General features: G+C 44.3%; 22 protein-coding genes. All 22 read right to left on the minus strand.

The window, feature by feature from the left end:
- Positions 1-42: 42 nt before the first annotated feature.
- Positions 43-219 carry a 30S ribosomal protein S21 gene (gene rpsU, locus EDD59_RS07970; protein ID WP_004054229.1) on the minus strand — a complete coding sequence of 59 codons (177 nt, stop codon included), beginning with the start codon at positions 217-219 and terminating at the stop codon, positions 43-45.
- 125 nt (positions 220-344) lie between these two features.
- Positions 345-2,984 (minus strand): alanine--tRNA ligase, encoded by a 2,640-nt coding sequence (gene alaS, locus EDD59_RS07975; protein ID WP_132380747.1) that lies wholly within the window; start codon positions 2,982-2,984, stop codon positions 345-347.
- A 111-nt stretch (positions 2,985-3,095) separates the two neighbouring features.
- Positions 3,096-5,519 (minus strand): homocysteine S-methyltransferase family protein, encoded by a 2,424-nt coding sequence (locus EDD59_RS07980; protein WP_132380749.1) that lies wholly within the window; start codon positions 5,517-5,519, stop codon positions 3,096-3,098.
- Positions 5,516-6,166: a vitamin B12 dependent-methionine synthase activation domain-containing protein gene (locus EDD59_RS07985; RefSeq protein WP_132380751.1), complete on the minus strand. Its 651-nt coding sequence runs from the start codon at positions 6,164-6,166 to the stop codon at positions 5,516-5,518. Before EDD59_RS07985 ends, EDD59_RS07980 begins: the two co-directional genes overlap by 4 nt.
- A gap of 12 nt (positions 6,167-6,178) precedes the next feature.
- Positions 6,179-7,048: a methylenetetrahydrofolate reductase [NAD(P)H] gene (metF, locus tag EDD59_RS07990; RefSeq protein ID WP_132380753.1), complete on the minus strand. Its 870-nt coding sequence runs from the start codon at positions 7,046-7,048 to the stop codon at positions 6,179-6,181.
- Positions 7,049-7,101: 53 nt separating this feature from the next.
- A complete protein-coding gene (glgA, locus tag EDD59_RS07995) occupies positions 7,102-8,550 on the minus strand; it encodes a glycogen synthase GlgA (protein WP_132380755.1) in 1,449 nt (482 codons plus the stop codon).
- Between the two features lie 85 nt (positions 8,551-8,635).
- Positions 8,636-9,424, minus strand: a complete 789-nt coding sequence (gene spo0A / locus EDD59_RS08000) for a sporulation transcription factor Spo0A (RefSeq protein WP_132380757.1) — start codon at positions 9,422-9,424, stop codon at positions 8,636-8,638.
- Positions 9,425-9,534: 110 nt separating this feature from the next.
- A complete protein-coding gene (gene spoIVB, locus EDD59_RS08005) occupies positions 9,535-10,602 on the minus strand; it encodes a SpoIVB peptidase (protein WP_132380759.1) in 1,068 nt (355 codons plus the stop codon).
- Positions 10,603-10,688: 86 nt separating this feature from the next.
- Complete coding sequence (gene recN, locus EDD59_RS08010) at positions 10,689-12,365, minus strand: DNA repair protein RecN (protein ID WP_132380761.1); 1,677 nt, start codon at positions 12,363-12,365, stop codon at positions 10,689-10,691.
- Positions 12,366-12,374: 9 nt separating this feature from the next.
- Positions 12,375-12,833: an arginine repressor gene (gene argR / locus EDD59_RS08015; protein WP_132380763.1), complete on the minus strand. Its 459-nt coding sequence runs from the start codon at positions 12,831-12,833 to the stop codon at positions 12,375-12,377.
- A 4-nt stretch (positions 12,834-12,837) separates the two neighbouring features.
- Complete coding sequence (locus EDD59_RS08020) at positions 12,838-13,671, minus strand: NAD(+)/NADH kinase (protein ID WP_132380765.1); 834 nt, start codon at positions 13,669-13,671, stop codon at positions 12,838-12,840.
- 102 nt (positions 13,672-13,773) lie between these two features.
- Positions 13,774-14,607, minus strand: coding sequence for a TlyA family RNA methyltransferase (locus EDD59_RS08025; RefSeq protein WP_132380767.1), 834 nt, complete (start codon positions 14,605-14,607; stop codon positions 13,774-13,776).
- A 20-nt stretch (positions 14,608-14,627) separates the two neighbouring features.
- The gene (gene dxs / locus EDD59_RS08030) at positions 14,628-16,517 is read right to left on the minus strand and encodes a 1-deoxy-D-xylulose-5-phosphate synthase (protein ID WP_132380769.1); all 1,890 of its coding nucleotides are present in this window, start codon (positions 16,515-16,517) and stop codon (positions 14,628-14,630) included.
- A 13-nt stretch (positions 16,518-16,530) separates the two neighbouring features.
- Positions 16,531-17,421, minus strand: coding sequence for a polyprenyl synthetase family protein (locus tag EDD59_RS08035; RefSeq protein WP_132380771.1), 891 nt, complete (start codon positions 17,419-17,421; stop codon positions 16,531-16,533).
- Entirely contained in the window at positions 17,411-17,644 is a 234-nt protein-coding gene (gene xseB / locus EDD59_RS08040; RefSeq protein WP_132380773.1) for an exodeoxyribonuclease VII small subunit, read from the minus strand. The genes EDD59_RS08035 and xseB overlap by 11 nt, the downstream gene beginning before the upstream one ends.
- The gene (gene xseA / locus EDD59_RS08045) at positions 17,625-18,848 is read right to left on the minus strand and encodes an exodeoxyribonuclease VII large subunit (protein WP_132380775.1); all 1,224 of its coding nucleotides are present in this window, start codon (positions 18,846-18,848) and stop codon (positions 17,625-17,627) included. Before xseA ends, xseB begins: the two co-directional genes overlap by 20 nt.
- Before the next feature lie 9 nt (positions 18,849-18,857).
- The gene (gene nusB / locus EDD59_RS08050; protein ID WP_132380777.1) at positions 18,858-19,256 is read right to left on the minus strand and encodes a transcription antitermination factor NusB; all 399 of its coding nucleotides are present in this window, start codon (positions 19,254-19,256) and stop codon (positions 18,858-18,860) included.
- A 103-nt stretch (positions 19,257-19,359) separates the two neighbouring features.
- Positions 19,360-19,743 carry an Asp23/Gls24 family envelope stress response protein gene (locus tag EDD59_RS08055; protein WP_132380779.1) on the minus strand — a complete coding sequence of 128 codons (384 nt, stop codon included), beginning with the start codon at positions 19,741-19,743 and terminating at the stop codon, positions 19,360-19,362.
- A gap of 86 nt (positions 19,744-19,829) precedes the next feature.
- Entirely contained in the window at positions 19,830-21,422 is a 1,593-nt protein-coding gene (locus EDD59_RS08060; protein ID WP_132380781.1) for a peptide chain release factor 3, read from the minus strand.
- A gap of 76 nt (positions 21,423-21,498) precedes the next feature.
- Positions 21,499-22,131: a SpoIIIAH-like family protein gene (locus EDD59_RS08065; RefSeq protein ID WP_132380783.1), complete on the minus strand. Its 633-nt coding sequence runs from the start codon at positions 22,129-22,131 to the stop codon at positions 21,499-21,501.
- Between the two features lie 14 nt (positions 22,132-22,145).
- Complete coding sequence (locus EDD59_RS08070) at positions 22,146-22,751, minus strand: SpoIIIAG-related protein (RefSeq protein ID WP_132380785.1); 606 nt, start codon at positions 22,749-22,751, stop codon at positions 22,146-22,148.
- Positions 22,741-23,112, minus strand: coding sequence for a stage III sporulation protein AF (locus tag EDD59_RS08075; protein ID WP_132380787.1), 372 nt, complete (start codon positions 23,110-23,112; stop codon positions 22,741-22,743). Before EDD59_RS08075 ends, EDD59_RS08070 begins: the two co-directional genes overlap by 11 nt.
- Between the last annotated feature and the right edge of the window lie 26 nt (positions 23,113-23,138).

Raw genomic sequence — 23,138 nt, forward strand, 5'->3', positions numbered from 1 at the left:
AATAAATAGAGTGTCTTTCAACACTCTATTCATCTGCACATATTAATTATATTTGCGTTTTCTAGCAGCTTCAGATTTCTTCTTACGTCTTACGCTTGGCTTTTCATAATGCTCTCTTTTACGAATTTCCTGCTGAATACCAGCCTTTGCACAGTTTCTTTTGAATCTGCGTAAAGCGCTATCTAACGTCTCGTTTTCTTTAACGATTACATTTGACATAGTCTCACACCTAACCTCCCCTCCAGCCCTGTATTGTGCATCATACGACTGTTCGGGTATATTTATTGCACTACAAAAGATTATATCATATTTTTGATAAACGTCAACTGTTTACAACAAAAAAACTAAGAAAGTTGTCCCTTAAGGACCTCTGCTGTTTTTACAAGAGCTTCTTTGATTCCCGTTGGATTTTTGCCTCCTGCCTGTGCCATATTCGGACGGCCGCCACCGCCGCCGCCTATCAGACCGGCGATTGCTTTAATCAAGTTTCCCGCATGAGCGCCTTGTTTTATGGCATCTTCTGTCGCAGTTGCCATAAGATTTACTTTTCCTTCATTGTCAGATGCAAGAACAACAACCCCTTCTCCCAGTTTGTCCTTTAGCTGGTCTCCAAGTTCGCGTAAGCCTGACATATCTACACTGTCCACTTCTATAGCCAAAAGCTTGAGTCCTGCCACTTCCTGTACCTGATTCATGACATCTCCCATTGCATCCTGTGCAAGGCGGCTCTTTAAGCTTTCTGCCTCCGCGTGCAGAGCTTTGTTCTCCGACTGCAGATGAGAGATTTTTTCCACAAGATTGTCAGGTGCTGCCTTCATTGCTCTCGCCGCCTCATTCAATTTTTCTTCCAGGCTGCTATAGTAATCTAACAGACCTTTTGAAGTCAGTGCCTCAATACGACGTACCCCTGCAGCCACACCGCTCTCGGAGATAATCTTAAATGCCATGATTTCACTGGTATTTTTTACATGTGTGCCGCCGCAGAATTCGATGGAGAACCCTCCCATATTTACTACCCGTACAATATCACCGTACTTTTCTCCGAAAAGTGCCTGCGCTCCGGTTTTCTTTGCCTCTTCTATAGGCATGTTCTGAACTTCTACGGGAAGAGATGCTGCAATGTTCTCATTAACGATATCCTCTACTTTCTTCAGTTCTTCCCGGCTCATTGCGGAAAAATGAGTAAAATCAAAACGCAGCCGTTCCTCATTCACACTGGAGCCTGCCTGCTCAACATGAGTGCCAAGTACCATCCTTAATGCCTTTTGGAGAAGATGAGTGGCACTGTGATTTCTTGCAGATAAAGCCCGTTTCCCCGCATTTACGGATAATTCAGCTTTTTGTCCCGCACGAAGCATTCCGCTGACGACTTGCCCCACATGGCCTATTTTACCGCCCAGAAGCTTAATTGTATCCTCTACTTTGAATACCCCTTCAGAAGTGCTTATAATGCCTGTATCGGCCGTCTGTCCCCCACTGGTGGCATAAAACGGAGTACTCTCCACAAAAACAGTCCCTCTTTCTCCTTCTGAGAGTGCATCCACAATTTTCGTCTCAGAAGTCAGCACCAAAATTTCTGATTCATAGCTCAAATGATCATAGCCCACAAAGGTACTTGTGACACTTGGATCTATAGACTCATATATAGTCACATCTGCTCCCATATAGTTTGTCACGCCTCTGGCAGCCCTTGCAGTCTTTCTTTGCACTTCCATTGCAGCCCGAAATCCCTCTTCGTCCACATCCATCCCCTTCTCTTCCAGTATCTCCTTTGTCAGATCAATGGGAAACCCGTAAGTGTCATACAGTTTGAAGGCATCTTCACCGGGAAGAGTTTTTTTCTGCGCTGTGTTCATACCAGCAATCATCTCAGATAAAATTCCCAACCCCTGGTCGATGGTCTTATTAAACTGCTCTTCTTCCTTTACAATTACTTTCAGAATAAAGTCTCTCTTTTCTTCCAGCTCTGGGTAGCCGTCTTTAGAACCTTCAATTACAGTTTCCGCCAGTGTTTCCATAAAGTTTCCTTCTATGTTCAGGAGCCGTCCGTGCCTGCATGCCCTCCTGAGCAGACGCCGCAATACATATCCCCTTCCTTCATTGGAAGGCATGATTCCGTCGGATATCATAAATGTTACGGAGCGGACATGATCCGTAATTACACGGATTGAGACATCCATCTGATAATCTTTTGCATACTCCACATTGGCAAGCCTGCAAACATGGGTGCGGAGTTCTTTGAGGGTATCCACATCAAAAATCGAATCCACATCCTGCACCACAGAAGCCAGTCTTTCCAGTCCCATTCCCGTATCAATGTTCTTCTGCTCCAGTTCTGAATAGTGCCCTTCACCATCATTTTCAAACTGGGTAAATACATTGTTCCATATTTCCATATAACGGTCACAGTCGCAGCCTACTTTGCAATCCGGTTTGCCACACCCGTACTTTTCTCCTCTATCGTAATAAATTTCAGAGCAGGGGCCGCATGGACCGGAACCATGCTCCCAAAAATTATCTTCCTTTCCGAACTTAAAAATGCGCTCGGGGGAAATTCCTATCTTTTTATTCCAGATTTCAAAGGCCTCATCATCCTCCACATATACGGATGGATATAATCTGTCCGGGTCAAGGCCTACTACCTCTGTTAGAAACTCCCAAGACCACTCGATCGCCTCATTCTTGAAATAATCTCCAAAAGAAAAATTTCCAAGCATTTCAAAAAAGGTACCGTGACGGGCGGTCTTTCCAACATTCTCAATATCACCTGTACGGATACATTTCTGACATGTCGTCACCCTTTTCCTCGGCGGAATCTCCTGTCCTGTAAAATATGGTTTCAGCGGTGCCATTCCTGAATTAATGAGCAGAAGGCTATTATCGTTATGTGGCACTAAAGAAAAGCTCTTCATTGCCAGATGCCCTTTACTTTCAAAAAACTCCAAGAACATCTTTCTTAATTGGTTTACTCCATATGACTGCATAATTTCATCCTCCGGTTTCTTTATCTGAGGCAGGGAACTCTGCCTTATGCGTGTTCAAAATTTTGCTAAGCTATCATACCATAGCTGTAAAAGTTTTTCAAATAGTTACTTTTATTTTAAGCTCAACCTCATTTTCTCCTTCTTGTCCCCTTTAAAAACACGCTGCGCGTAATATACGGACTGCATGGCATCTTTTCCATAAAAATCTGCTCCTATCATATCGGCATATTCCTGGTTCAGTACCGCACCGCCTACCATCACTTGGCAGCCGGGCACACTTTTTCTCAGCTGACGTATCGTTTCCTCCATACTGACCACAGTAGTTGTCATGAGTGCACTTAGGCCCACAAGCTGTACATTCTCTTCTTTTGCTTTCTCAGTGATTCTTTCTGGTGCCACATCTTTCCCCATATCTATAACATCGAAGCCGTAGTTTTCCAACAATACCTTTACGATATTTTTACCGATATCATGGATATCCCCCTTTACGGTGGCCAGTATGACTTTATCCTTCTTTTCACCCTGCTCACCGCTTTTGGCGAGAGAATCCTTCAAAATGGCAAATGCTGCTTTCGCCGTCTCTGCGCTCACTAAAAGCTGGGGCAGAAAGACTGTGCCCTGCTCAAATCCTTTTCCCACATAATCCAGCGCAGGAATCAGGTGTTCATTGATGATATCAAGAGGCGCCTGTTTTTTAACCATGTCACTGGTAATGTGATAGGCTTCTTCCTTCAGGCCTTTCTCAATTGCCGTTTTGAGTGACATTTTGGAAGCGCCGGAAGAAGCATCCTGTACAGCACTGCTTATACCTGCATATCTGGAAATATATTTCTCACAATTACTATCCAGATTCATGAGCGCATGATATGCATAAAAGGACTTCATCATTTCTTCAGAGAAGGGATTGATGATTCCTGCACTCAAACCGTTTAACATTGCCATAGTATAAAAATTGGAATTAATGACAGGACGGCTGGGCAGTCCAAACGAAATATTAGACACTCCCAGAACCGTGTGCACACCCAGCTCTTCCCTGACCTTCTTCAGAGCCTCCAGCGTCACCTTTGCCCCTTCAGGTTCTGAACTGATTGTCATAGCAAGCACATCAATTACAATATCCTTTTTTTGTATTCCATATTTCTTTGCTTCCTTGATAATCTTTCGGGCAACTGCTACTCTCTCTTCTGCTGTTTTGGGGATTCCTGTCTCATCCAGAGTAAGTCCTATGACAACACCGCCATATTTTTGCATCAAAGGAAATACAACGTCCATAGATTCCTGCTTGCCGCTGACAGAATTCACCATGGGCTTCCCGTTATAAATCCGCAGTGCCGCTTCCATAGCCTTTGCATCCACCGTATCAATCTGAAGCGGCAGGTTGGTTACGCTCTGTAGTTCTTCCACTACCTCTACCATCACTGCGGTCTCGTCTATATCCGGCAGTCCCACATTCACATCCAGGATATGTGCCCCCAGATCCTGCTGGGTGATTCCTTCCTTGAGAATATAATCTATGTCATGTTCCTTCAATGCCTGCTTAAATCTCTTTTTCCCTGTGGGGTTGATTCGTTCGCCTATGATTTTAGAACCCTGTCCGAAACATACAGATTGTCCATAGGAGGAAACCATTGTGATATTTTTTTCTGTGATTGGCTTCAGCGGCATTCCCCGGCAGATTTCTGTCATTTCTCTGATATGCTCAGGTGTAGTACCGCAGCACCCGCCCACAATGGCAGCGCCCTGACTTACAATTTCTCGCATAGTGGCCGCAAACTCCCTGGGAAGAACATCGTAATAAGTCTCTCCTCTTACCTGTTTGGGCAGTCCTGCGTTAGGCTTGACAATAATAGGCAGTGAAGTGTACTGAAGGATCTGTTCAAAAACAGGAAGCATCTGTACCGGCCCCAGACCACAGTTGATACCAAGTGCATCCACCCGCAGTCCTTCCAACAGCGCCACAACTGCAGGAACGTCTGCTCCAGTGAGAAGCTTGCCCCTCTCGTCAAAAATAGTCGTTACAAACACCGGAAGACTGGTGTTTTCTTTCGCCGCCAGTACAGCAGCCTTCAATTCATAGGTGTCACTCATGGTCTCAATGTGAATCAAATCTGCTCCCGCCTCAGCTCCACAGCGCATTACCTCACCAAAAGCTTCGTAGGCATCTTCAAAATCCAGATCCCCCATGGGTCTTAACAGTTTTCCGGTAGGCCCCACATCCAGTGCAGTGTAAATTTCTCGTCCGCCTGTCTCTGCCAGGGCGGCTGCTGTCTTGGCGTGTATCACTGCCGTGCGCACAATTTCCTGAAGTGAACAGGTTTCATCATGAAATTTCAGTGCATTAGCTCCAAATGTATTTGTCAGCACAATATCACTGCCGGATTCGATATATTGCCTGTGGATGTCTGTGATAACATCGGCATGCATTATATTCCATGTTTCAGGAAGCTCTCCAGGCTTTAAACCCTCCGCCTGAAGTAAGGTTCCCATGCCACCGTCGAAAAACAGCAGCTCTTTTCCTAATCTGTCTAAAATCATATTGTATCCCTTCTATACGCACAATCTTCTTTACTGCAAGACTCACAGCCTTTGATGTGGCATTTTTCTTTTGTGGCACTGGCTCCTATAACAGCCGTGACAGACTTTGTCGGAGACATCATAAAACTATCTGTCATGGTCAGCCCAATCTTCTTTGCACAGTCCAGCATCTGCATGAGCACAGCCTGATACTGTATGTCAAAATCTCCATACCCGGGGCTGAAACGTGGTCTAAGATAAAGACCCTGGGGTTTTAGCTCCCTGCCGATATTGTCCTGACATTCGTCACAATATTCTTCCAGCATAGCAGCCGCACATGCCTGCAGTACCACTGCCTTAGCCATATCGGTCAAAGAAGCCCTTCGGATGAGTCTGTCCACTCCTATTCCCAAGGTTGCTCCAAACAGCACGATTTTATTACAGCCTTTAAGGTTCTTCCTCAAATTTTTGCTGTATATCTCCGCAGTTTCAATTAGAATCTTGTCATCCGCCATCTGTTTTAAATCAAAGATGCGGTAGATGAATTTCCGGCCTGCAGCCGTCCCCAGATTCAAAAAAGAATCTGAAATCAGTGCAAGGGTATGATCGTCTACCGCATGTTTTCCATATCCCAGATAACGGATGGCTTCTTTCGTCATCGTATCCATTTGTTGCAGCTCCTAGCATTTTACAATTTCTGATAATTGAGACATAATTGTTTCCGCCACTTCCGGTTTGTTCATCGAATATATATGGATATTTCTCACTCCATTGGCAAGCAAATCAATAATCTGGTCAACAGCATATGCGATTCCGGCCTGCTGCATAGCCTCCGGGCAATCTCCGAACCGGTCTGCAATCGCCAAAAAACGCCTGGGGAATACAGTACCTGAGAGTTCAACGCTTCGTTTTATCTGCGCTGCACTCGTGATAGGCATAATGCCGGGCAAAACAGGTACTGTGATACCCGCCTCCCGGATACGGTACAAAAAATTATAGTGGATATCATTTTCAAAAAACATCTGGGTGGTCAGAAAATCAACTCCCCTGTCCACCTTTTCTTTCAGAAATCTGATGTCCTCTTTACTACATTGACTCTCCGGGTGTCCTTCCGGATAACAGGCTGCACCGACACAAAAATCACCATTTTTATGTATCTCTGTCACCAGCTCGCTGGCATGACGGAAACGATCCTCTGAGGGAAAAGATAAATTTTCCGGAATGTCTCCTCTCAGTGCCAGTATGTTTTCTATTCCCAATTCTTTGAGATTCTTTATAACATTTATTACTTCGTCCTTTGTGGAGGAGGCACAGGTGAGATGTGCCAGACTTTCTACACCCAGATCCTCTTTGATATGTCTTGCAATTTCTGCGGTATTCTTACTGGTGCCGCCTCCTGCCCCATAAGTGACACTGATAAAGTCCGGTTTCAATTCAGCAATCCTGTTCGTTGCCCGTAACACCTTATCAAATCCTGCATTCGTTTTCGGCGGAAAAACCTCAAAGGATATGTGTATCCGGTCTTCCTTCAGTTTGTCTATAATCTTCATGTAATCTATTCCCCTGTCTTTATCTTAAGCCCTTTTTTAAAAAGCTATTTTTCTTATTCTTCAATCAGGTTCCTGTATAATTCCTGATACTGTCTGGCAGAATTCTTCCAGGAAAAATCCTGGCTTATAGCGCGCTCTACAATTTTATTCCAATCACGTTTCTTGTCGTAGTAAATACGTTCTGCATAACGAATTGTATTCAGCATTTCGTGTGCATTGTAATTGGCAAAGCTAAAACCTGTACCGGTTTTAGCAAATTCGTTATATGGCTTTACTGTATCCTTTAATCCTCCAGTCTCTCTCACAATCGGAACCGTACCATAGCGAAGACTTATGAGCTGACTTAAACCACATGGTTCAAACAGCGACGGCATCAAAAATGCATCACAGGATGCATAAATCCGATGGGATAAATCTTCCGAATAAAAGATATTCGCAGATACTTTTCCTGCATATTTCCAAGCAAAGTGCCGGAGCATATTCTCGTATCTTGTTTCACCTGTGCCTAATACAACCATCTGTACCGCATCTTGACACAGCTCATCCATTACATAATCTATCAGGTCAAACCCTTTTTGGTCTGTCAGCCTGGATACCATTCCGATAAGCATAGTTCTGGAGTTCTTCTCCAGCCCCAGTTCATCCTGCAGCGCCAGCTTGTTGGCTGGTTTATTCCTCCGGAAGGTATCTGTCGTAAACTTTTTGCTAATTCTGGTGTCTGAAAACGGACTGTATTCTTCGTAATCAAGCCCATTTATAATACCGCATAAATCATTGGACCTGGCCCTCATCAGACCGTCAAGCCCTTCCCCGTAGAAAGGTGTCTTAATCTCCTCGGCATAAGTTTGGCTTACTGTCGTTACCTTGTCTGCATATACAATCCCGCCCTTCAGAAGATTGGCATCCTTGTATGCCTCCATTTTGTCCGGTACAAAATAATACTCTGGCAGTTCTGTAATCTGACGGACAGTTTTTGTGTCCCACACTCCCTGGAACTTCAGATTATGTATTGTCATAATTGTTTTAATTCCCCGGTAATACTCTCCCAGGTAACGGAAATTATCAATATAAACCGGTATCAGCCCGGTCTGCCAGTCATGACAGTGTATTAAATCAGGACGAAATCCGATGACCGGAAGAATACTTAAGACCGCTTTTGAAAAAAAAGCAAACTTTTCAATATTCCACCTTGGATCTCCATCATATGGAGCAGCACCGCTGAAATAGTACTCATTGTCAATAAAATAGAATGTAACATTCTCATGTACACATTTCAGAATTCCCACATACTGATTCTGATCTGCAATGTCCATATAGAAATGGTCTACATTTTCCATTTTATCTTCCCATTTCGGAATCATACAGGAATATTTCGGAAGCACAACACGTACGTCAAACTTTTTTTTGTTAAAGTATTTAGGCAGCGAACCTGCGACATCCGCAAGACCTCCTGTCTTAATAAACGGTACGCATTCTGAAGCTGCAAACAAAATGTTTTTCATAGTCTTTCCTCCAATTCCCTCAGTATTTACTTTAAAATTTTATATCACAAAGTATTATAACCTATTTTCTGAGTAAAAGAAAGAATTATCTGTGCTTGTACTCTAATTGAATCGTATCTGCAATCAGGGCTATAAATTCTGAATTTGTAGGCTTCCCTTTTCCTGTGCTGACTGTATATCCAAATAATTCGTCCAATGTGTCTAGTTTTCCCCGGTTCCATGCAACTTCGATTGCATGACGTATGGCACGCTCAACACGGCTGGATGTGGTCTGGTACTTCTTTGCCACGGTGGGGTAAAGTACCTTCGTAATCGCATTGAGCACATCCATGTCCTCAACAGCCATCATGATTGCATCCCTCAGATAATGATATCCTTTGATGTGAGCCGGTATGCCGATTTCATGCAGCATATTCGTAATACGATTCTCCAGGTCTTCTTCTCTGGTACATGAATGCACGGATAATTCCTCATTTTTCTTGTCGTGATTTTGGAACACTTTTCTTACAGTTTTGATACGATTCACCAACATCTCATTATTGAAAGGTTTCATGATGTAGTAATTTGCACCTTTATTGAAGGCGTCTTCTGTGATTTTTTCTTGGCCGACCGCTGTTACGACAATAAAATCAGGGTGTTTTGACATGGTTTTGTCTTGATTAATACACTCCATAACAGATAACCCATCCATTTTCGGCATAATAAGATCAAGAAGAACCACATCTGGCTGCTGGTTTTTGATAATTTGACACATCTCTTCACCATTTTTTGCCTTTCCCACCACCTTGAGCTCTTTGTCCATGTTGATAATTTCTTCCAGCAAATCCAAAATCCTCTCATTATCATCAGCAATGGCCACGTTCAAATGTTCCATAATCCCTCTCTCCTCCAAGGACCTAAACTGAAAAACACCACGCGATTATTATATCCCGACGACCATTATAGAAGCAAGAGGAATTTGTTTCGTAAATTCGACAAAGACACTTACTTAACATTTTCCAACATGTTCTCTATAAAAATTCCGTACCCTTTTGTGGAATCTTGCACAAAAACATGGGTTACTGCGCCTATTAATTTCCCTTTCTGGAGGATTGGACTTCCACTCATTCCTTGTATGATTCCACCAGTCTTTTCAAGGAGTCCGGGGTCTGTCACCTGGATCACCAGACCCTTATTCACCTCTTGTCCGGAATAGTCGATATCTGTCACTTTTATACTATATTCATGCACTTCGTTGTCGATGTAGCAACGCATTGTCGCATCCCCAATTTCTATTTCATCTTTGGATGCAGTCTCAACAGGAATCTGTTCTGTGAACAAATCATCAATTTTATCTATCCTCCCATAAATTCCTTCCTCTGTGTTCTTTTCAACCGTGCCAAGCCTATTGTACCCATTGTACACAATAATTCCTTCCATGCTTCCCGGTATGCCATTCTCCCCCTTTTTGATAGAGTGTATGCTTGTTTTATAAAGGGTTCCGTCTGCGATGGAGAGCAATGTATTTGTATCTATATCATGTATCCCATGCCCCAAAGCTCCGAACCTGCTGCTTTTAGTCAGAAATGTAACAGTTCCAAGACCCTGTATATTATCTCTCACCCAGATTCCCAATTTGTACTCATCAGGCTTACACTCCACCGGTTTGATTTTTACATCTAAAGTTTCTTCGTTTCTTCTAAGCTGAAGAATCACCGTTTCCTCATCTAATTTCTTTAAAGCATTCATCAAGTCCTTTTTATTTTCAATTGTTTTCCCATTTAATCCGGTAATATAATCACCGCATTTCACAAGATGCGCTGCCGGCTCATAAGCCGTCCCGTCTAAGCCTTCAATATGTTCTGTGTCCAGAACCATAACTCCATCGGTTTCCATATAAATTCCCACCGGCATACCTCCGACAAGAACCGTATCGCTGCTGATTGCCTCTGTGCTGACTTCCGTCTGTTTTGCCGAATCCGCAGTGGATATCCACCCAAAACATCCTACAGCAGCAGATAAAAAAACAATAAAAAAGAAAACAAGTATTTTATTATGCCAGTGTTCTCTCATGCACACACATCCTTTCTTAAAAAAAAGCAGATACCGTTCTGGTATCTGTTTTAGTATGTGTGTATATAGTTTGTTTCACACTGGTATTATATTTCACGCTTTGCCAGTTCTTTCATTTCGGCCGCACTCTCCATTATTTTGGCGGTTATCTTTGCTCCGCCCAGCAATCTTGCAAGTTCGTTGATCGATTCCTGCTCTCCCAGGCAAAATATTTCTGTTTTGGTTATATTTGATTTTGCTTCTTTTTGAATCAAGTAATGTGCATCTGCCATAGCTGCTATCTGGGGAAGGTGAGTAATGCAAATAACCTGTCTGTTTTTGCCTATCGCACGCATCTTTTCCCCGACCCTGCCGGCAGTAATTCCACTGATTCCCGTATCTATTTCATCAAAAATCAGAGTTGGTGTGTCTTCCTTATCTGCCAATACAGCCTTGACTGCGAGCATAATCCTGGAAAGTTCTCCTCCAGACGCAATATTTCCCAAAGGCTTTACCGGCTCGCCGGGATTTGTAGAAATATAAAATTCACCTTCATCTGCTCCATTTGCAGAATAATTACCAATACTACTTACCTTCATTTCAAACTGTACATCCAGGAAATTTAAATCAATTAATCCCAGCCTTATCTCTTTAACAAAGGTGTGCGCAGCCTCTTTCCGCGCTTTTGTCAGCGCTGCTGAATATTTCTTTAATTCCTTTTCACTGTCTGCATATTTTTTTTCGAGTTCTGCAGTATAATTCTCATAATCTTTCAGTTCCTTTAGTCTTTCACTTTTTGTTCTGCAATATTCTTTGATTTCATTTACATTATTTCCATATTTTGCCTTTAAATAATTTAACAGATTCAGACGATTTTCTGTCTCATAATACTCTTCCTCCGAAAACTCGAAACTTTTTGCATACTCAGAGAGTTCTCTGTTAAAGTCGTTGAGAAGGCTGTCAATCTCCACAAGCTGCTGATATAAAGCACTGCCGGCGGCGTCGCAGTCCTCTACACCCTGAAAGGCGCGGATGGCTCTGCTTAAGGCATCGCTGGCATTACCGGATGCACTCTCACTTGTAAACTGGTAAGTTTGGGCAATGCTCTCCGTAAAACGTCTGCTTTCAGTCATACGCTGGTACAGCGCCTCAAGGCTTTCATCTTCTCCATCCTGTAAATTTGCTTCTTCTATTTCGCTCACTTCAAATTCGGCAAGTGAAATTTCTTTTTTACGGCTTTCCTCGTCCATACCCGATGCTTCCAAATCACGCCGGCATTTCTGAAATTTCTTAAACGCAGTGGCAACAGATGTTTTTAACTCTGTCACCCTCTCACCAGCATACACATCCAGCAGTGCAAGATGATTTTTCTTATGCAGCAGTGTCTGGTGTTCGTGCTGTCCGTATATATCAATCAAAATACTGGCCACGTCCTTCAGGGTGGCCATATTCACAGTCTCTCCGTTAATTTTGCTGACGCTGCGGCCCTCCATCAATTTTCTTGAAAGCACAAGCATCCCGCCTTCAGGAAAAATATCCAGTTCCTCCAGCTGCTTTTCTATCACATCATCGTCTACTGAAAACATCAGCTCAACAAGGCCGAAGCCGGTTCCCTTTCTCAGCATGTCTGCACTGTATCTGCCGCCCAGGGCAAGACCTACAGAGCCCAGAACAATAGATTTCCCGGCTCCCGTCTCCCCGGTCAGGATATTGAGTCCTGACTGGAATTCCACTTCAATTTCGTCAATTAACGCTAAGTTTTTTACATGCAGATATTGTAACATATATTTTCCCTAATTCCCCTTTGCCACAATCTTCCGAATCTTATCCATGACAGCTGTGGTATCTTCTACACTGCGGATTGCGCACATAATCGTATCATCCCCCGCAATGCACCCCACTACCTCTTTCCATTTCATAGCGTCTACCGCAGCAGCAACTGCCATTGCCATGCCTGATACAGTCTTAATCACAAGAATATTTTGTGCCATATCCATAGACACATAGCCATCCTTAAGCACACGGATATACTTTTCACTCATCCCATCTTCCTTGGCTTTTAGTATCACATATTTCTGTCTGCTTCCACCGACAGATACCTTGGTAAGCTTCAAATCCCTGATGTCTCTGGACACTGTTGCCTGCGTCACTTTGAATCCGGCTCTATTTAAATATTCCGCCAGCTCTTCCTGAGTCTCAATATCATTCTGGCTGATTAATTCAATGATTTTTGCATGGCGACTGACCTTCATAATTCTACTTTCCTTTCATCTTCTTACATAATCTTCTCATAAAACTCTCATTGTAAAGCTTAATCATCTTCGTCGTTTCTTCTGCCCTCTTTATCAAAATTCTGTTCCCGGTTATCATGGAGATGGGATTTGTACCATCAAATGCGGCCACGGCATGTTCCGTTTTGCCATATCGTCCCGGACAGATTTCCACCTCAATAATGTCTTCTGCCGACAATACGATACTGTTTGTATTCAGTGCATGGGGGCAAATAGGCGTAATTACGAACATGCTGGCCGTAGGCTCCACAATGGGACCGCCTGCGGAAAGATTATATCCCGTCGTCCCCGTAGGCGTGGAAATAATCACACCGTCAGCTTGATATGAGCTGAGTAGTTCCCCATTAACATAAATGTTAAAGTGTATGACACGAAGGGATCCTTCTCTTGTGATCACAATGTCATTCATCGCTGAATGTGCAGGTATCTCCTCCACCTGGCCGCACAGCATCATGCGCTCCTCAATAGCCGGTTTAGTATGGAACAAAATATCCAGAGCTTTACGGAAATCATGTAGTTCCACCTCAGTCAGATAACCCAATGTCCCCAGATTGATACCCACCAACGGAATATTGCGTCCCTCCAACTCCCTTGCCGCACGGATGAAAGTCCCGTCACCGCCTAGAACGAGAGCGCAGTCCACCTTCTCCGGGACAGTCCCTTGTATAATATTTCCTTTCTCATCTTTCTGTGACAGAATACCCTTTTTGCCATTTTGCCTGATGTATTCTAAAATTTCATTTGTGATGCAGAAATCAGTATCTTTCAGTTTGTTTGTTATAATATAAAAATTGTCCATTGTATCCCCTTATTTCCGCGAGCAACGAGCCAAGGTCAAGCAGGCTTGACTTTGGCGACTGCCGCGAGAGTCAAATACTCCGCAGCTCGCCGCGTTGCAAATTTAATGTCCCGTAGCTTGCTGCGAGGTCTTTGACTTCGTCAGTGTCTCAAATGCTCTGTCCACCACTGCCCACAAGTCAGCTTTTATTTCAATTGTACCCACCGCTGATTTTTTTAAATGTATCAGATATTCAATGTTCCCCTCAGGCCCCTTGATTGGAGAAAAATCAATATTCTTTACTTCAAACCCGATGGAGCTGGCATACGATGCCACTTTTTCTATGACCTCATGATGGGTGCTTCTCTCCCGCACCACCCCTTTTTTTCCGACTTTTTCTCTTCCCGCCTCAAACTGCGGCTTAATCAGAGCCACAATCTCTCCATCTTCTTTCAGATAGCTGCGTATAGGCTCCAATACCTTTGTCAAAGAAATAAACGAAACATCTATCGAAGAAAAGTCCACCGGCTCTTTGATGTCATCCGGGGTCACATAACGGATATTAGTTTTCTCCATACATACTACCCGCTCATCCTGCCTCAGTTTCCAGTCAAGCTGTCCTCTGCCGACATCTATAGCAAATACTTTTACAGCTCCATTCTGCAGCATACAGTCGGTAAAGCCGCCTGTAGATGAACCAACATCCGTGCAAACCTTTCCTGCAACACTGACATCAAAATTAGCAAGTGCCTTTTCCAGCTTCAGCCCGCCACGGCTTACATAAGGCAGGGTATGCCCCCGCACCTCAATGGACACCTCCTCAGAGAAAGCAGAGCCTGCTTTGTCCTCCCGCTGTCCATCCACAAAGACATTTCCCGACATAATGATAGCTTTTGCCTTTTCCCTGGATTCTGCCAGATTTCGCTTCACCAGCAGTATATCTAATCTTTCCTTCATTTTCCTCTTTCATCCTACTCTTATTTTATATTTTCCCGCTTAAAGCAGGATATATATTCTGTAATCACTTTTTTTGTAATGCTTTCACAGTCAAGCCCTACTTCATGGCGCAGTACGTCCACACTTCCATGCTCCACATAATCATCAGAAATCCCGATATTAAGCACATGAACCCCCAAATGAGCTCTTGATACATGTGAAAGCACCTGTTCTCCATAGCCGCCGGTCAGGACATTCTCTTCTATGGTCACAAAAAGTGTATGGTCCGCGGCCATTCTTTCCAGCATTTTAGTATCCAGAGGCTTTATGAACCGGCTGTTGACCAGGCTGCAGCAATATCCGGTGTCCTTTAGTTTTCTCCGCACTTCCTCTGCAAGGGAAGCCATATGGCCTACAAATAAAATGACAATATCCTCTTCTTCATAGATAACTTCACTCTTCCCATATACAACAGGCGTACGAAAATTTTTAAGTCCCCCATAGGCCTCTCCTCTTGGATACCGTAAAGCTATAGGATATTCAAAATCCACAGCAAACCTGACCATATCCGCCATCTCCCAGCGATTCTTGGGAGACATAATCGTCATATTCGGAATTGTGGACAGAAAAGACAGGTCGAACAGTCCTTGATGTGTCTCGCCGTCACTGCCCACTAGGCCTGCACGATCCACAGCCAGAAAAACCGGCAGCTTTTGCAGACATATATCATGGATCGTCTGGTCATAGGCCCGCTGCAAAAAGGATGAATACACTGCAACCACCGGCTTCATTCCACCTGCGGCCAGCCCTGCCGCAAACGTCAGCGCATGCTCTTCTGCAATTCCCACATCGAAGAAACGTTCCGGGAAATACTTCTGAAAACGTGAAAGTCCCGTACCATCCGCCATGGCGGCTGTGATTGCAGTGACCCTTTCATCCTGCCCTGCAATGTCACAAAGCACTTTAGAGAACACATCTGAATAGCTGTCCTTCTGGCTGCTGCCCCCGTTTGACTCTCCGGTGGCTACATCAAAAGGTCCGGTTCCGTGAAAGCGGGCAGGGTTTTCCTCTGCCGGAGTATATCCCTTTCCCTTCTTCGTCAGAACATGGATAAGTACCGCGTGATTTACTCTTTTTGCCTCATGCAAAGTTCTGCATAGACTCTTCACATCATGGCCGTCTATAGGACCAAGATAAGTAATTCCCATGTCTTCAAACAACATGCCCGGTACAAGAAGCTGTTTGATGCCGCTTTTCGTTTTCTTCACCTTATTTACAATTTTTTCTCCCTGTACAGGAATCTTAAGAAGCGTGTCCTCCACACCCTTCTTCAAACCTGTATAAGCTTCTGCTGTACGCAGGCCATTGAGATATTTAGACATTCCGCCTACATTTTCGGATATAGACATATTGTTGTCATTGAGTATGATAATAAAATTACTTTTCAGACGGGATGCATTGTTCAGGGCCTCATATGCCATTCCTCCTGTCATGGCACCATCCCCTATAATGGACACAACAGAATTTGAAGCCCCAAGTATATCCCTGGCGGCTACGTATCCCAGCCCTGCAGAAATAGATGTGGAACTGTGCCCTGTATCAAAAGCATCACATTTACTTTCCTTTCGCTTTGGAAACCCGCTCATTCCTCCATATTTGCGCAAGGCATCAAAGCCTGCCCGGCGGCCTGTCAAGAGCTTATGTGTGTAGGCTTGGTGTCCCACATCCCAAATCAGCTTGTCCTCAGGCAGTGAAAATACCAGATGCAGCGCCATCGTAAGTTCTACAACCCCAAGGTTTGAAGCCAGATGTCCGCCGGTCCTGCTGATTTTTTCAATAAGGAACTGCCGGATTTCTTCCGCCAGCAGACCCAGTTCTTCCGGACTGAGCTTTTTTATATCATTTTCCCTTTGAATCTTTTCTAATATCATAAGGAATTCCTCTCTATTTGCTTCTGTTAATTAATGATTCCAACAGTTGAGGCAGATATTCCTCCTTTGGCTCCAGACTCATAAGAAGCTCCACAGCCTCATGGGAAAGCTTTTCCACCAGTGCTTTCGCCTCTGATATTCCTTTCCATGTAACATAGGTTGTCTTGTCATTTTTTTCATCACTGTGTATCGGCTTCCCCAGAATTTCCGCAGTTCCTGTGATATCCAGGATATCATCCTGAATCTGAAAAGCCAGCCCTGTCTTCCCTGCAATCTCTTCTGCAAGCTTCACCTGTTTTTCGTCTGCACCCCCGAGGATAGCTCCGATCATCATAGCCGCCTCAATCAGAGCACCTGTCTTCAGCCTGTAGATAAAATCCAGCTTTTCACCGGATACGGATTCCCCGGCGGATTTTACATCTACTACCTGTCCCCCGATCATCCCATAAATTCCAGCCTTTCTGGCCAATATTTGAAGAGCCTTCCCAATCTGACAACTTCGCTCCGGCTCCATATCAAAAGCGCCGGAAGCAGTCTCAAAAGCATAATTGAGCAGTGCATCACCAGTCAGAATTCCAATATCCTCTCCATATACAATATGAGCCGTCTTTCTCCCCCTCCGGTAATCATCGTTATCCATGGCCGGAAGGTCATCATGAACCAGTGAATAGGTGTGAATCATCTCCAGCGCTGCCATAAAAGGCTCTATCACCCGGCTTTTTCCACCGAAGAGCCGGTAGGTCTCCTGCATCAGCATGGGGCGGAGACGTTTTCCCCCGGCCATCAAGCTGTATTCCATAGCTTCCATAATTACGGCCTGGTACCCTTCCTGTTTTGGAAGGTACTTGCGCAGTATGCCCTCAATTTCTTTTGTTTTTATCTGATATATCTCCTTAAAATTCATGAGCCTCTCCATTCTCATCCAGCATCTGTACCTTTTTCTCCACGGTATCAATCGTTGTATTACACTGCTTCAACAAATTCATTCCCTTTTGATAGAGCTGAAAGGATTCCTCCAAAGATATTTCATCTCCTTCCAGTCTGGAAACTACCTGTTCCAGATTTTCAAACAGCTCTTCCAGGGAAGGTTCCTGCTCCTTTTGTATATCATTTTCCTGCTCTGTCATCTAACTTCACCTCCGCCGTATCTTTTACTTCTGCACCGATATATCCATCCGTTACATAGATTCGGATTGGAGCTCCGGGAAAAACCTGCTTTATAGACTTAATGTTTGCGTCTTTGGGCCCTTCCACATAAGAATATCCGTGATTTAACTTTGCCAAAGGCGAAAGACCCTTCATCTGCTCCACATATAGTGCAAACTGGTGTTTCTTTCCTTCCAGGCAATTATTCATCAGTATGCGCAGCCTCTGCTCTGCATCTGCAGTGCGCTGTCTTTTCTCGTTAAGCTTCTGGCCCGGGTGTGCAAGCTTAAGTTTAAGTGCTGCCTGCTCAATCCTTGTTCTCTCCTGAGAAATCCTCTGGGTTATACTGCGCCTCAACTGCAGCTCATATTCTCCCATGAGCCCTGCTGTTCCCATGTACTCATAGACCGCAAGTTCAGCGGCTGCCGACGGTGTGGGCGCACGCAGATCAGCCACATAATCTGCAATGGTTGTGTCTGTTTCATGTCCAACAGCAGAGATGACAGGAATGCGGCAGTCAAAAATGGCCCGTGCCACTGCCTCTTCGTTGAATGCCCATAAGTCTTCTATAGAGCCGCCTCCGCGTCCCACAATCATCACATCCACGCCCCTTTTCTCCAGCATTTTGATTCCACGGACAATGCTGGCCGCTGCACCCTCTCCCTGTACAAGTGCAGGATACAGAATTAGCTGCACATAGGGATTTCTTCTGGAAGCGATGTTGATAATATCACGGACTGCAGCACCTGTAGGTGCCGTCACAATGCCCACCGTCTTCACATATTTCGGAATAGGCTGCTTATACTGGGGGGCAAACATGCCCATCTCCTCCAGTTCTTTTTTGAGTGTCTCAAATTTTTCATACAGAAGTCCCGCTCCGTCCAATATAATTTCTCTGGCATAAAGCTGGTAATTGCCGCTCTTTTCATAAACACCAATGGCTCCTAAAACAATCACCTGCTGGCCCTCCTGCATACGAAAAGAAAGCCCTGACCGTGAACCCGCGAACATTACACAGGCTATCGTGCCGGACTCGTCCTTTAACGAAAAATAGATATGTCCTGAAGTATGATATTTACAATTGGAGACCTCACCTTTTACATAAATTCTATTCAGCATGAAGTCCTGTGTAAACATGTTTTTAATATATGCATTGACCTGCTTTACCGTATAGACGTTACGCATAGCTGCCTCCTAGTCCGCAAGTTTCGCAAGAACCCCATTGACGAAGGAGGGACCTTCGTCCCCGCTGAAACGTTTTGCCAGCTCCACAGCTTCATTGATTGCCACGCCTGTCGGAATGTCCTCATCCCACTTCATCTCGTAGGTGGCAAGGCGCAAAATTGTTAAATCCACTTTGTTCATCCTTGTGGTCTTCCAGCCTGTGGTTTTCTTGTTCAAAATCCCGTCAATCTCAGTTACTTTTCCTATGACTGCCTGCAGTTTGTTTTTTATCTGCTCCTTTTCTGCCTTTCCGGCACTCTCAAGATAATCTAAGTAAAGGCTTATATGTTCCGGCATATCCTCCATATCAATAAACTCTATCTGAAAAAGCATTTTAAAAACATGCTCCCGAAACTCTCTTCTTACCATGTACTGGCTCCTTTCCATTAACATCCCAAATTAACAAGCAAAAGGGATGTCTTACGACACCCCCTATTATACTACACCTCTGCTGTCCTTTGCAATGAAAAGGTTATTCCTGGTTTTCCATTTCTACACCGGCCACCTTGATGTTGACATCGGCTACCTCCAAACCGGTCATGTTCTCCACTGCACTCTTCACCTTTTCCTGCACCTTGGAAGAAATCTCCATGATGCTGTAATTATACTTCAGGTTCAGTGCCAGAGAAACTGTCACAACACCTTCAAGCACGTCCACCTTCACGCCTTTCGACAGGTTCTTCATACCCAGCTTTCCAATCAGCTCATTGGTAATATTGCCTGCCATGGATGCCACTCCCTCCACCTCAGTGGCGGCAAGAGCAGCAATAATTGCAACCACTTCATCTGCAATCTTGACCTCTCCCAAGCTGGAATCATTCTGTATAGAATAAATATTTCTTTCGTCCTTTGCCATCGTAAAAACCTCCTGCTTAATAGCGCTGATGTTTTCTTTTTTATTTTACATTATAACAAATATCCTTCCATTTGAAAAGAAGAATATCAGGATCGTCCGAATTCAGAAAGTTTTAATTCCTTATTTCTGTCCAGAGTCATACGTATACTCCATTCATGCACAAATAACAACAGGGGCCTGCCCTTTAAGTCTTTAATTTTCCTCATGTCCGAAGTCCCCACCAGTTTGTCCATGTTGATTCCTTCATTCTCAATCCAGCGGATATGCTCATAAGGAAGGTTCTCCAATCTGATTTCTACATTATATTCATTTAACAGGCGGTATTTCAATACATCAAACTGCAGTACACCGACCACGCCTACAATAATTTCTTCCATTCCAGTATTCAATTCCCGGAATATCTGAATTGCGCCCTCCTGAGCTATCTGATTGATGCCCTTTACGAACTGCTTGCGCTTCATCGTATCCACCTGACGTACTCTGGCAAAATGCTCAGGAGCGAACGTAGGGATTCCCTCGTAGGTAAACCTGTCTTTTGAGGCGGTCAGTGTATCACCGATAGAAAAAATTCCCGGATCAAACACACCGATAATATCTCCGCCGTAAGCCTTGTCAACAATTTTTCTTTCGCTGGCCAGCATCTGTTGCGGGCGCGAAAGACGTACCTCCTTTCTGCCCTGCATGTGATAGACCGGCATACCGGCATCAAACTCACCGGAACAGATCCTCATGAATGCAATTCTGTCCCTGTGCGCCTTATTCATATTCGCCTGAATCTTAAATACAAAGGCGGAAAAATCAGGTTCTGTCATAGGATCTATCTCTCCTAAGTCAGACATCCTTGGAAGCGGAGAACTGGTCATTGCCAGAAAGTGCTTCAGAAAGGTCTCAACGCCAAAGTTCGTGAGAGCGGAGCCAAAGAAAACCGGTGACAGTTTTCCTTTGTTGACCAGTTCCTGCTCAAACTCTGCTGCAGCACCGTCCAGGAGCTCTATATCCTCCCCCAGGGTAACCTTTGCCTCAGTCCCAAGTATCCAGTCCAGTTCTGGATTATTGACATCGATCTTCTTTACCTCTCCCATTGCAGTTCCTTTATGTGTATCTGAAAACAGCTCCACTTCCTTCTTCTGTCTGTCATACACGCCTTTGAATCCTTTGCCTGAACCTATGGGCCAATTCACCGGGCATGTCGCAATACCCAGTTCTTTCTCGATATCATCCAGCAAGTCAAAGGTATCTCTTGCTTCTCTGTCCATTTTATTAATAAAGGTAAAAATCGGAATATGCCTCATGACACATACCTTGAACAGCTTGCGGGTCTGTGCTTCCACACCCTTGGAAGCATCAATAACCATTACCGCAGAGTCGGCCGCCATAAGTGTCCGGTAAGTATCCTCTGAAAAGTCCTGATGCCCCGGCGTATCCAGAATATTGATGCAGTATCCGCCGTAACGGAACTGTAACACGGAAGAAGTAACAGAAATTCCTCTTTCTTTTTCAATATCCATCCAGTCCGAAACCGCATGTTTTGCCGTCGCCTTTCCCTTTACGGAGCCAGCCTGGTTGATTGCACCCCCGTAAAGCAGAAATTTCTCAGTAAGCGTAGTCTTGCCCGCATCCGGGTGAGAAATAATGGCAAATGTTCTTCTCTTTTTTATTTCCTTTGTAATTTCTGACATATTTTTAATCTCCAGTTCAAACATCCTATTAACTTATCTAGTTTATCACAAGTTGTTATCGGCCGCAATTATTTTTTTATTCCCCACTGTCTGCAGTACCCTCGTGTATTGGTGTGATAACAATGTTTTCCGGGGCTATATCAGTCTTCCGTGTTACGATATCTTCTATCTGTGCACGGTTGGCATCTGTCAGTTCGGCGCTGTTTACAACAATGTCTGCAGAGTCGGCTGTAAGGCTTACTACACTTTCTGAAAAGCCTTTAGATGCCATCAGAGTTTCGATTGTCACTTCCTGCTCGGACAATTGCGTCATCTGAACCATCTGGGCAATGGCATCCTGTTTTTCTTCATCGCTGATATTTGTGTTGTCAATGATGGCCTGCAGCGTTTCTTTGTTCTGAGCGCGAACCTGTTCCCGGGACACTTTAGCCTGTGCCACAGTCGCATCTGTTCCGCCACTTGTCAATACCGCTTCCCCTGGTGTCCCATCCACTTCAGAGTCATTGCTTGCTATGTCATCGGAACCTGTCTCCATATCTTCCTCCGAGATGTCCAGCAACTCCTTGTTTGCCAAATCTGCATTTGCCTCTGCCGACCCCTTATCTGACTGTCCGAACAGCCGGCCTGAGTAATTCAGGTACCCGGCAATGGCAATCATAATTGCCAGCGTGGTAATAATGATTTGATTTTTCTTAAATAAACGCTTCACTTGGAATCCTCCTTTTATGTATCAGTCCTTTTCATTATTTTTATTTTATGCGCCTCTACGCCGAATAATGCCTGTATTGCCTCTGTAATATTTTCCACAACAACCGCGTTGTCCCCTCCCTGAGCAATCACAATAACTCCTTCAATTTCCGGGGTAAGTTTCTTGCTCACATAAGGCGATTGGGAGCCATCAGAAGACTGCTCATAGATACTGGTCTTACCTGACGTATTATCTTTGACAGAACGGGTTCCCCCTGAACTGTCCTCCTCATTAGTCGTCTGGCTGCTGTTTTGCTGATCCTTTTCCACAATATCCTGACCGGAAGACTTCAGTGTAATCATCACCTCTGTCTTTCCGACTCCCTGCACATGTTCCAGAGTCTTGGAAACGCGCCGTTCCAGATACTGCTCATATTCCTCCGAAGAGTTAGACTGCAAAACCGGCCTTTCCCCGGCATTCCCCGTACTTTCTGCATCATCCGTTGTTTTCTTGTCTGGAACGGGTATGACTATCACCACCAGCAGGATGCCCACGAGCAAAATAATCAAAAGCTGGGTCTTCCCGGGAAGCTTCCCCTTTTCTTTTAACTGATTCAGCATTTCCTTCCATTTATTCTCCAACCTGAATGCCCTCCACTTTTATCTCATTAGGGATGCTCTTTGTATCGTCCTCTTCCTCTGTATGATTTTGATATTCATCGGGGAGAAAGTCCATGATATCCAGATTCTCAAAATATTTCTGCTGTTCTTCAATCTCTTTTTTTGACAGTTCGTATTCTTTGCTGTGGTACAGCTCGTAAAACTGATTTTCCATCCCCACAAGCTTTAGGATCGGTGTCAGCATCAGCAGTATCATGACCATCCCGGAGAAAAACTGCACATATTTTTTGTACCCGGTTCCGGGGATTACCTGGAGTACTGCTGTAACGATCACAAGGAAAAATGCCAGGTTTTTAATCCATTCATATAAATAATTAAGCATTCTCACATCCCCCTCATACAAATGAT

The organism is Muricomes intestini, assembly GCF_004346165.1.
In the GTDB taxonomy this organism is placed as follows: Bacteria; Bacillota; Clostridia; order Lachnospirales; family Lachnospiraceae; genus Muricomes; species Muricomes intestini.